The 10,098-nt window shown below is 69.3% G+C and carries 9 protein-coding genes; 2 read left to right on the top strand and 7 right to left on the bottom strand.

The window, feature by feature from the left end:
- Positions 1 to 43 precede the first annotated feature (43 nt).
- Positions 44 to 379, bottom strand: a complete 336-nt coding sequence (locus tag AC3ETA_RS21420) for a Rieske (2Fe-2S) protein (protein ID WP_030945423.1) — start codon at positions 377 to 379, stop codon at positions 44 to 46.
- Between the two features lie 370 nt (positions 380 to 749).
- Here AC3ETA_RS21420 and AC3ETA_RS21415 point away from each other — a divergent pair, with 370 nt between their 5' ends.
- Positions 750 to 1,694, top strand: a complete 945-nt coding sequence (locus tag AC3ETA_RS21415; protein ID WP_488187641.1) for a helix-turn-helix transcriptional regulator — start codon at positions 750 to 752, stop codon at positions 1,692 to 1,694.
- Between the two features lie 20 nt (positions 1,695 to 1,714).
- Positions 1,715 to 2,719 (top strand): helix-turn-helix transcriptional regulator, encoded by a 1,005-nt coding sequence (locus AC3ETA_RS21410; RefSeq protein WP_432194511.1) that lies wholly within the window; start codon positions 1,715 to 1,717, stop codon positions 2,717 to 2,719.
- On the opposite strand, the gene AC3ETA_RS21405 is transcribed toward AC3ETA_RS21410, so the two are convergent.
- From AC3ETA_RS21405 to dnaK, 6 genes are all read right to left on the bottom strand, one after another.
- Positions 2,655 to 3,737 carry a helix-turn-helix transcriptional regulator gene (locus AC3ETA_RS21405; protein ID WP_432194510.1) on the bottom strand — a complete coding sequence of 361 codons (1,083 nt, stop codon included), beginning with the start codon at positions 3,735 to 3,737 and terminating at the stop codon, positions 2,655 to 2,657. The two genes, AC3ETA_RS21410 and AC3ETA_RS21405, sit on opposite strands and share 65 nt — an antisense overlap.
- A 463-nt stretch (positions 3,738 to 4,200) precedes the next feature.
- Positions 4,201 to 5,325: a sugar ABC transporter substrate-binding protein gene (locus tag AC3ETA_RS21400; RefSeq protein ID WP_432194509.1), complete on the bottom strand. Its 1,125-nt coding sequence runs from the start codon at positions 5,323 to 5,325 to the stop codon at positions 4,201 to 4,203.
- 511 nt (positions 5,326 to 5,836) lie between these two features.
- Positions 5,837 to 6,298 (bottom strand): heat shock protein transcriptional repressor HspR, encoded by a 462-nt coding sequence (locus AC3ETA_RS21395; protein WP_107905303.1) that lies wholly within the window; start codon positions 6,296 to 6,298, stop codon positions 5,837 to 5,839.
- A 5-nt stretch (positions 6,299 to 6,303) separates the two neighbouring features.
- The gene (gene dnaJ / locus AC3ETA_RS21390; RefSeq protein ID WP_432194508.1) at positions 6,304 to 7,491 is read right to left on the bottom strand and encodes a molecular chaperone DnaJ; all 1,188 of its coding nucleotides are present in this window, start codon (positions 7,489 to 7,491) and stop codon (positions 6,304 to 6,306) included.
- A 36-nt stretch (positions 7,492 to 7,527) separates the two neighbouring features.
- Positions 7,528 to 8,184: a nucleotide exchange factor GrpE gene (grpE, locus tag AC3ETA_RS21385; RefSeq protein WP_432194507.1), complete on the bottom strand. Its 657-nt coding sequence runs from the start codon at positions 8,182 to 8,184 to the stop codon at positions 7,528 to 7,530.
- Entirely contained in the window at positions 8,184 to 10,025 is a 1,842-nt protein-coding gene (gene dnaK / locus AC3ETA_RS21380) for a molecular chaperone DnaK (protein WP_432194506.1), read from the bottom strand. Before dnaK ends, grpE begins: the two co-directional genes overlap by 1 nt.
- Between the last annotated feature and the right edge of the window lie 73 nt (positions 10,026 to 10,098).

Here is a 10,098-nt window from a genome sequence, read left to right as displayed (position 1 = left end):
GGGGGGAAGCACCTGAGCGATCTGTTACGACGGGGGAATCGCGTCAGGCACTGCGGGGGGTGGCTGAGATGGTCCTTGGGGCCGGGGCCTCCGGTTCCACCAGCCGGTGGTCTCGTTGATCGAGGTTGACGAAGATCATTCCGTAGCGGACGGCACACCGGACGGGCTGCGGCGCCCCCCGAGGCCGCCGCAGACACCGGTACGCCCTGACGTCCTCGTCCTCGTCCCGCGTCACGACGACCGGCTCCCCGAACACCGTCACCATCAACGAGTCACCGGGGTGGGGGATCGCGGTGACGAGGTCGATGAAGTGCCAGCCGGAGCGGTAGGCGGTGGCCATTTCGCGGCGGAAGGAGCGGTCGTCGGGTGGGGTGGTCATGCCGGCCCCTCGGCGCGGTCCCGCGCGGCGGAGGTGGGCCAAGTGCTGTCCCCGGCGATCGTGACAGTCGTCTTCGACGACGGCCACGTACTGTCCGCTCGCGAGTCGCTCTTCGCTTCCGAGAGGCCACTCAGGACTCCGAAGGCCACAACGGTGGAGAAGGCGGCGACAAGAATCGAGCGAAGCATTCTGTTCCGCATAGTCGGCTTCGTCCTCACTTGAAGGTCCCCTCTTCCCCCGTCGAGTAAGACGATGGCTCATTCGGGCACTTCATGGCCACACGATCGGTGCATCATGTTCCTGCATGTTCAGGACCCTGGGGGGTGGAGATTTGGCAGCGAATCCGACTAAAGCGACACATCCCCATGCGATGACCGAGATGTGCGCGGAAGGTGGCCGACTCTATGCGAACGCACTGCGCACGGGGCGTATCGCACGTGCGGACGTGGTGTCCGCACCCTGTCTGATGGAGTTCGCTCTGCTCTACCCGGACCCTGACGACGCGAACTGGCTGCGCCCCGTGCCGGCGTCGGTTGCCCTCGCTCAGCGTCTCAATCCGATCGAGCGGGAGATCGCCGAACGCAGACGGATGTCGGTCGATCTGGCCGAGGCACTCCAGCCGTTCATGGATCTCAGTACCCAGGTGCCGGGAAGCACGCACTCCATCACCGTGCTGGAGGGCGGGCAGCGGATCAACGCCGCCCTCAATCTGGCCACGGCCCAGTGCCACACCGAGATGCTCACGGTCCAGCCGAGCAACCGTCTCTCCGAGCACCAGCTCCTCCAGGGGCTGGAGCGCGATCGCCCGATGATCGAACGAGGCGCGCGGATACGAACCCTTTACCAGCACACGGCGCGCTACAACCCGGAAAAGCTGGCCTACGTCGCCCAGCTCTCCAACGGGAAAGTGGAGTACCGCACGATCGACGAGCTGGTGGAGCGGCTCATCATCTGCGACGAGTCGGTCGCCTTCATCCCCACCCGGGACGACCAGCAGGTAGCCCTGGAACTGCGTCACCCCGGGCTCATCCGTTACCTGATCAAGGTCTTCGAGTTCATGTGGAACCGCGCGGTCCCGCTGACCGCCGGCGCCCCGTACGAGACGGCCCCCGACGGCATCACCGACATCCAGCACTCCATCGCCAAGCTGCTCGTGGAGGGACACGTCGATGAGGCCATAGCCCGTCGGCTGGGTATGAACGTCCGCACCTGCCGCGCGCACATTGCGAAACTCGCCGCCTCGCTGGGCAGCGGCAGCCGCGCACAGCTCGGCTATCTCATCGCACAGTCGGGGATCCTGGAACAGGAGCAGTGAACCGCAGGGGAGAACGACGCGTGAACGCACCGGCACACAGCCACGGAGCGGACGACATGTGCGAGCCGGGGCTGCGGCTGTACGCCCAGGCCCTGCGCGAGGGGTACGTGGATGCCCCGGACGTGTACGAAGTGCCCTGCCTGATCGACTTCGGCCTGCTCCAGCCCACGGTCGAGGACCTGGACCGGCTGGAGCCCGTGGCGCCCGCTCTCGCCCTCCACAGGCTGCTGCGGGTCTCCGAGGACCGTGTCGCCGACGAGCGACGGCGCGGGGAGCGGCTGGCCGAGACCTTCGAGCCGCTCATGCGGATCGGCGGACGGACGACGGCGCCGGCGGACCCACCGGCCATCTGCCTCCGGCGGGGCCCCGAGCGGATCAACGAGGCCATCGGCGAGGCCATGGCCGACGCCCGCCGCGAGCTCCTCGCCATCCAGCCCTACAACGGGCAGAACCCCGCCGCCCGGCTGGCCGCCTCCCTGGACCGCGATCAGGCCCTGCTCGACCGGGGCGGCCGCATCCGCGCCCTCTACCAGCACACCCAGCGCCACTCCGCCGCCGTCACGGGCCGCTACGAGCAGCTCAGGGGCGACGCGGAGGTCCGCACGCTCGACGAGGTCACCGACCGACTCGTCGTCATCGACCGCGAAATCGCCTTCATCCGCGCCGAATCGGCCGGCTCCGCCGCCCTGGAGGTCCGGCACCCGACCCTGGTGTCCTACTTCGCCACCACCTTCGACCGCCTCTGGCGCCTGGCCACACCCATGTACCCGGAAGCCGTCCAGCCGCCCGCCCTCAACGGCGTCAGCCCGCGCCAGCGCGCCATCGCGAGTCTGCTGGTCGAGGGACACACCGATGCGTCGATAGCCGACCGCCTCGGCATGAACATCCGCACCGCCCGTGTCCACATAGCCAAGCTCGCGGCGACGCTGGGCAGCGAGAGCCGGGCCCAACTCGGCTACCTCATAGGCCGGTCGGGGATTCTTGACCCGGCAGCCCCTGACCTGCGGGAAACCCCGCGACCCTGATCACCGCCGCCTCCGACGAAGAAGCCCACGACCGATCCAGCCCCACCTGCGCTATCCGCACCCCGAGTTGGGTACGGCTGGCAGCCCCCAGCGTCTCCGAGAGCCGGGCGATGTGGGCGCGACACGTGCGGACGCTTATCCCCAGGCGCTCCGCGATCACCGCGTCCTGGTGGCCCTCCGCGAGCAGCGCGGCGATGGACTGCTCGCGGTGCGAGATGCCCTCGATGCCGGTGTCGGGGAGCGGCGCCGTCAGCGGGATCGCGAGGCGCCACAGCCGCTCGAAGACCGTCACCAAGTAGTGCACGAGCCCGGGATGCCGCAGCTCCAGGGCGAGCGTGCGGTCGGCGTTCGCCGGGATGAAGGCCACCGTGCGGTCGAACAGGATGAGCCGGTCGATGACCTCGTCCAGCGTGCGGGCCTCCACCGAGTCGCCCATCAGCTCCAGGTAGTTGAGCAGGCCCTGGCCGTGCCGGGCCACATGCGTGTACAGGTCGCGCATCCGCACGCCCCGCCCGCGCAGCGCCATCGCCCGGTGCAGGCCCTCCGTCAGCTCGTGCTCGGGCCGGATGCCACCGGGCTGCACGGTCAGCACCTCGGTCGTGCACGCCTGCGTCGCCTCGTCCAGTGCGCCCTGGATGCGCGAGTCGCCCTCCAGGACCCGGATGGCCGATGCCGGCATGGCGGTGTCGGTGCCGGACACCGGTGACGGCTGGGGGCCGAGCGCGGCGTACCACTCGAAGGCCGCGACCGCCGAGCCCATCCGCCGCTGGCTCGCGCTGACCTCGTCGTAGACCCCGCGCAGCAGCCGCGTCATGACCTCCTGCGGCGAGGTCGGCACCAGCCAGTCCATGTCGTCGGGGTCGGGGTGCAGCAGCGCCAACTCCAGCAGGCAGGGCACCGGATCCGCGTCCTGGCGCGGCACACGGCCGCGTCGTACGGCCCGGGAGTACACCCGGTCCCCGGCCTCGCACAGCCGGTCGGCACCGTGTGGATGCTCCTGCGCCCCGTGCCCGGCCATCGCCCATCCACCCCCGGTTCCTGCCTCTGTCGCCGGCTCGCTCACCTCCGGAGCGCGGTGTCGACACCCCTGCCGGGACGCACCGGCAGGGCGGGGCCCGGTCGGCGGACCCACCGTGCTCGGCCCTGTCGGCCCCGCGGTTTCGCTCGCGCTTCCGCAGCGCAACTATGCGCGGACCGGCCGTGCTCCGCAACACGGCTTCTGCCGGGACGGCCGCCGTAAGATACCGGTTCGCCCCGTTATCCACGGGCCTCCGCACGTCGACTTGCAACAAGCTGGGGGTGCATTTCCGGCCTTTGGCGGGCACGCCGAGGGCCGGGGCGTCCCCGGGGAGTTCGCGAACAAGAAATCGCATACGACGTCAACGCGCGGGCGACCGGTACGGCCCGGCCGGCGGACGGTGCGCGGACAGCCAAGTGCCGCCGGGGCAGCGCCCCGGCGGCACTTGGCGCGGAGAAAGGTGTTACCTCAGTTTGAGCGAGCTGCAGTCCGCCTTGTACTCGGAGGTGCAGATGTCGTCCACCGTGTAGATCCCGTCGGCGACGACGGTCTCCTTGATGTTCTTCCCGGTCAGGGCGACCACGGGGACCAGCAGCGCCGGGATGTCCTTGTCGGTCGGGCTGTCGACCTGGTCCTGGGTGAGCGAGTCGAACTGGATGTCGTGGCCCTGGACCTTGGCCACGGCCATCTCGGCGGCGCTCTCGGCCTCCTGCGGGTACGACTTGTACACGCTCATGAACTGCTCGCCGCTCACGATGCGCTGCACGGCGTCCAGTTCGGCGTCCTGGCCGGTGATCGGCGGCAGCTCGGTGACGCCGGCCGCCTGGAGGGCCTTGATGATGCCGCCGGCCATGCCGTCGTTGGCGGAGTAGACGCCCTTGATGTTGTTGACGCCGACGGCCTTGATCGCCTCGGCCATGTTGGCCTGGGCGTTCTCCGGCTTCCAGTCCTTGGTGTCGTACGTCTTGGCTATGTCCACCACGCCCTTGAGCTCGGACATCGCGCCCGCCTTGAACTGCCCCGCGTTCGGGTCGGTGGGCGAGCCGTTCATCATGACGATCTTGTCGGAGGAGTCGACCGGGTTCATCGCCTCCAGGAGCGTGCGGCCCTGGACCTCACCGACGAGTTCGTTGTCGAAGGAGACGTACGCGTCGATCGGGCCCTCGGCCAGGCGGTCGTAGGCGATGACCGGGATGCCGGCGTCCTTGGCCTTCTTCACCCCGTCGGCGATGGCGTGCGAGTCGACGGCGTCCAGCAGGATCACGTCGACGCGGTCGTCGATCATCTTCTGGAGCTGGCTCGCCTGCTTCGAGGCGTCCGCGTCCGCGTTGAGGTAGACGACCCTGCCCTGCTTGTCGGTCAGCTCCTCGACCTTGTTCTTGATGATGGGGTAGTCGAACTTGTCGTAGCGCGTGTTCGCCGTCTCCGGCAGCAACAGCCCGACGGTGATGTCGTCGCCCTTGGTCGGACTCGCCTCACTGCTGTCCCCGGTGACGCCCAGTGCCCCGCACGCGGCCAGCGAGAGGGTCATCGTGGACGCGGCGGCCACGGCGGTGGCGGTGCGGCGCAGGGGGCGCAAGGGACGCATAGAGAAGCTCACTTCTGGTGCCATCGGGACACGGGCGCGCCAACGCGCCCAGATGACTGAAAAGCCAACGCGCCGACGGCCCCCAGCGTCAAGCGGAATCACTTAACGAGTGCGCAACACCACGCTCCGCTGATCATGTGAAGACGGAGCGGAACGCCTCCAGACACCCCTTACAACCCCGTCACCAAACCCTGATCGAGCACGCGACCAAGATCCGTACAACCAACCCCATTCCTCACGGGTCCTGATGAGGGCAGCGCCCGCCGCTGCCCCGCACTCGACCAGAGGATCGAATGAACTCAGCCAGACGCACGACCGCCGCGGGCACCCTGCTCTCGACGGCCCCTGCGTCGCCGAGGTGTACGCCGTGGACGCCTACGGCCGCCAGAGCACGCAGAGCGCCTCACTGGAGCTCTGCGACGGTCGCCGACGGCCGGTGGCCGACGGCAGGCCCCGACGGCGCACGAAAGGGCCCGGAGAATCCTCCGGGCCCCTGTCCGTGCGCGTCCGCCTAGTCCTTCGGCTTCTTCGGGCGCCACACCACGAGTGCGCTGGTCTGCTGCACTTCCTGGTACGGCACCAGGTCGCGGCGGTACGACGCGTGTACCGCCGCCTCGCGCTGCTGCATCGCCGCCGCCGCGCCCTCCAGGGCGGACTGGAGTTCCGCCACCCGGGACTGGAGCGCGGCGACCTGGTTCTCCAGTTCGATGATGCGCTTGATGCCGGCCAGGTTGATGCCCTCGTCCTGCGACAACGCCTGCACCTGGCGGAGCAGTTCGATGTCGCGGGCCGAGTAGCGGCGGCCGCGGCCGGCGGTGCGGTCCGGGGACACCAGGCCCAGACGGTCGTACTGGCGCAGTGTCTGCGGGTGCAGGCCGGAGAGCTGGGCCGCCACCGAGATGACGTAGACCGGGGTCTCCTCGGTCAGTTCATAAGGACCGCGGAAATTGTCACCGCGTCGACGACCGTCCATCTCCGTCATGCTCCCTTCGCGGCCTGGAACAGCTCCGCCCGCGGGTCCTCGCCCGCGGTGGCCTCGCGATACGCCTCAAGCGCGTCACGAGCCTTCCCCGTCAGGTCCTTGGGGACACTCACCTCGACGGTGACCAGGAGGTCTCCGCGGGTGCCGTCCTTGCGGACCGCGCCCTTGCCCCGCGCCCGCATGGTGCGGCCGTTGGGCGTGCCGGGCGGCAGCTTCAGGGTGACCGGCGGTCCGCCCAGGGTGGGAACCCTGACCTCGCCGCCGAGGGCCGCCTCCGTGAAGGTCACGGGGACGGTCACCGTCAGGTTGTCCTCCTTGCGGCCGAACACCGGGTGGGCGTCGACGTGCACGGTGACGTACAGATCGCCGGCCGGGCCGCCGCGCTCTCCCGGCGCGCCCTTGCCGCGCAGCCGGATGCGCTGGCCGTCCGACACCCCGGCGGGGATGCGGACCTGCATGGTCCTCGACGACTTCGCCCGGCCGCTGCCCTTGCACTCCATGCACGGGTGCTCGGCGATCAGGCCGCGCCCCTTGCAGTCCGGGCAGGGGTCGGTCAGCGAGAAGCCGCCGCCCGAACCCCGTGCCACCTGGCCGGTGCCGACGCAGGTCGGGCACACCCTGGGCGTGCCGTTCTTGTCGCCGGTGCCCGCGCACGCCTTGCACGGCGACTGCGAGGACATCCGCAGCGGGACCGTCGCACCCTCGATCGCCTCGGTGAAGCTGAGACTGACCTCGGTGTCGATGTCCTGGCCGCGCCGGGGCTGGGTACGGGTGGTGCCCGCACCGCCGCGGTTGAACAGGCCCCCGAAGACGTCACCGAGTCCGCCGCCGAAGCCGCCGGCTCCTTGCTGGCCCCCGCCCTGGGCGTTGCCTCCGAAGAGGTCGCCCAGGTCGAAGTTGAAGGAACCGCCGCCCGCGCCGCCCGGCCCCGGGCGGAAGCCGCCGTTGCCGAACAGGGCGCGTGCCTCGTCGTACTCCTTGCGCTTCTTGGGGTCGCCGAGGACGTCGTTCGCCTCGGAGATCTCCTTGAAACGCTCCTCCGCCTTGGCGTTGCCCTTGTTGGCGTCCGGGTGGTTCTCGCGGGCGAGCTTCCGGTACGCCTTCTTGATCTCGGCCTCGGTGGCGTCCTTGGGGACGCCGAGGACCTTGTAGTAGTCCTTCTCGATGAAGTCCTTGGTGCTCATCCCCGACGTCCCTCCTTTCCCGTCGCGTCTGAAACGTCAGCCCTCGTCCGGGCCACCGCTCTCCTTGTCGTCGGCCGCCTCGGCGGCAGACTCCTCCTTGACGGTCTGCGCGCCCGGCTGGGGCTCGGCCACGGCCACCCGCGCGGGGCGGATGGTGCGCTCGCCGATGCGATACCCCGGCTGGAGGATCGCGACGCAGGTCGTCTCGGTGACGTCCGGCGCGTAGGAGTGCATCAGCGCCTCGTGGATCGTCGGGTCGAAGGGCTCGCCCTCCTTGCCGAACTGCTGCAGACCCATCTTCGCCGCGACGGTCTCCAGCGACTCCGCGACGGACTTGAACCCGCCGACGAGCTCGCCGTGTTCCCGTGCGCGGCCGATGTCGTCGAGCACGGGCAGGAGCTCGGTCAGGAGGCTCGCGACGGCGATCTCCTTGACCGTGATCCGGTCGCGCTCCACGCGGCGGCGGTAGTTCTGGTACTCGGCCTGGAGCCGCTGGAGGTCCATCGTGCGCTCGCCGAGCGCCGTACGGACCTGGTCCAGCTGGGCCACCAGACCGGCGTCTGCTGCTCCGTCCCCGGCCGGGGCCGCCCCCTCGCTGTTCGGCGAGGCTGCGGCCTTCGGCTCGGCGTCGTCAGGGGTCGCGCCGGAGGGGACGTCGGGCTTCTCCTCGAAGCCCGGGGTCTCCTCCGTCATTACGCGACACCGTCCTTGCGCTCGTCGTCGACGATCTCGGCGTCCACGACGTCGTCGTCGGCCTTGCCGCCGGCGGCACCCTCGGGGCCGCCCGCGGCCTGACCGGCCTGGGCGTCGGCGTACATGGCCTGGCCCACCTTCTGGGAGACCGCGGCGACCTTCTCGGTGGCGGTGCGGATCTCGGCGGTGTCCTCGCCCTTGAGGGCGGTCTTCAGCTCCTCGACGGCGGCCTCGACCTCGGTCCTGACCTCGCCTGGGACCTTGTCCTCGTTGTCCTTGAGGAACTTCTCCGTCTGGTAGACGAGCTGCTCGCCCTGGTTGCGGGACTCGGCGGCCTCGCGGCGGGCGTGGTCCTCCTCCGCGTACTTCTCGGCCTCTTCGCGCATCCGGTTGACCTCGTCCTTCGGCAGCGAGGAGCCACCGGTGACGGTCATCTTCTGCTCCTTGCCCGTGCCGAGGTCCTTCGCGGTCACGTGCATGATGCCGTTGGCGTCGATGTCGAAGGCGACCTCGATCTGCGGGACACCGCGCGGGGCCGGCGGCAGACCGGTCAGCTCGAACATCCCGAGCTTCTTGTTGTACGCCGCGATCTCTCGCTCGCCCTGGTAGACCTGGATCTGCACGGAGGGCTGGTTGTCCTCGGCGGTGGTGAAGATCTCGGACCGCTTGGTCGGGATCGTCGTGTTCCGCTCGATGAGCTTGGTCATGATGCCGCCCTTGGTCTCGATGCCGAGGGACAGCGGGGTCACGTCGAGGAGCAGGACGTCCTTGACCTCACCCTTGAGGACACCGGCCTGCAGGGCGGCGCCGATGGCGACGACCTCGTCCGGGTTGACGCCCTTGTTGGCGTCCTTGCCGCCGGTCAGCTCGCGCACCTGCTCGGCGACGGCGGGCATACGGGTGGAGCCACCGACGAGGACGACGTGGTCGATCTCGTCGATGGAGACGCCGGCGTCCTTCATGACGTTGAAGAACGGGGTCTTGCAGCGCTCCAGGAGGTCCGCGGTCAGCTGCTGGAACTGCGCGCGGGTCAGCTTCTCGTCGAGGTGCAGGGGGCCCTCGGCGGAGGCGGTGATGTAGGGCAGGTTGATCGAGGTCTCGGTGGACGAGGACAGCTCGATCTTGGCCTTCTCGGCGGCCTCACGCAGGCGCTGGAGGGCCATCTTGTCCTTGCTGAGGTCCACGCCGTGACCGGCCTGGAACTGCTTGACCAGGTAGTCGACGATGCGCTGGTCCCAGTCGTCACCACCGAGGTGGTTGTCACCGTTGGTGGCCTTCACCTCGACGACGCCGTCGCCGATCTCCAGGAGGGACACGTCGAAGGTGCCGCCACCGAGGTCGAAGACGAGGATCGTCTGGTCGTCCTTGTCGAGGCCGTAGGCCAGCGCGGCGGCCGTCGGCTCGTTGACGATGCGCAGGACGTTCAGGCCCGCGATCTCGCCGGCCTCCTTCGTCGCCTGGCGCTCGGAGTCGTTGAAGTAGGCCGGGACGGTGATGACCGCGTCCGTGACCTTCTCGCCCAGGTAGGCCTCGGCGTCACGCTTCAGCTTCTGGAGGATGAACGCCGAGATCTGCTGCGGGTTGAACGGCTTCCCGTCCAGCTCGATCTTCCAGTCGGTGCCCATGTGACGCTTCACCGAACGGATGGTCCGGTCCACGTTGGTCACCGCCTGGCGCTTGGCGACCTCGCCGACCAGCACCTCGCCGTTCTTCGCGAAGGCGACGACGGACGGCGTGGTCCTGGCACCCTCGGCGTTGGTGATGACGGTGGGCTCGCCGCCCTCCAGAACGCTGACGACGGAGTTAGTCGTGCCCAGGTCGATGCCGACCGCACGTGCCATGGTTGATTCCTCCAGCTGACTTGAGTGGAACGGACTCAAGTGTGCACGACGGCTCGATATGGGTCAACAGAGC

The sequence above is a fragment of the Streptomyces sp. bgisy027 genome (assembly GCF_057710365.1).
This window is presented reverse-complemented; position numbering and strand designations above follow the sequence as displayed.

Coding starts and splice junctions, on each gene's coding strand:
- AC3ETA_RS21415 (WP_488187641.1), top strand. CDS start 750: ATGACCGAGATGTGCGCGGAAGGTGGCCGACTCTATGCGAACGCACTG.
- AC3ETA_RS21400 (WP_432194509.1), bottom strand. CDS start 5,325: ATGCGTCCCTTGCGCCCCCTGCGCCGCACCGCCACCGCCGTGGCCGCC.
- AC3ETA_RS21395 (WP_107905303.1), bottom strand. CDS start 6,298: ATGGACGGTCGTCGACGCGGTGACAATTTCCGCGGTCCTTATGAACTG.
- AC3ETA_RS21405 (WP_432194510.1), bottom strand. CDS start 3,737: ATGGCCGGGCACGGGGCGCAGGAGCATCCACACGGTGCCGACCGGCTG.
- dnaK (WP_432194506.1), bottom strand. CDS start 10,025: ATGGCACGTGCGGTCGGCATCGACCTGGGCACGACTAACTCCGTCGTC.
- grpE (WP_432194507.1), bottom strand. CDS start 8,184: ATGACGGAGGAGACCCCGGGCTTCGAGGAGAAGCCCGACGTCCCCTCC.
- AC3ETA_RS21420 (WP_030945423.1), bottom strand. CDS start 379: ATGACCACCCCACCCGACGACCGCTCCTTCCGCCGCGAAATGGCCACC.
- dnaJ (WP_432194508.1), bottom strand. CDS start 7,491: ATGAGCACCAAGGACTTCATCGAGAAGGACTACTACAAGGTCCTCGGC.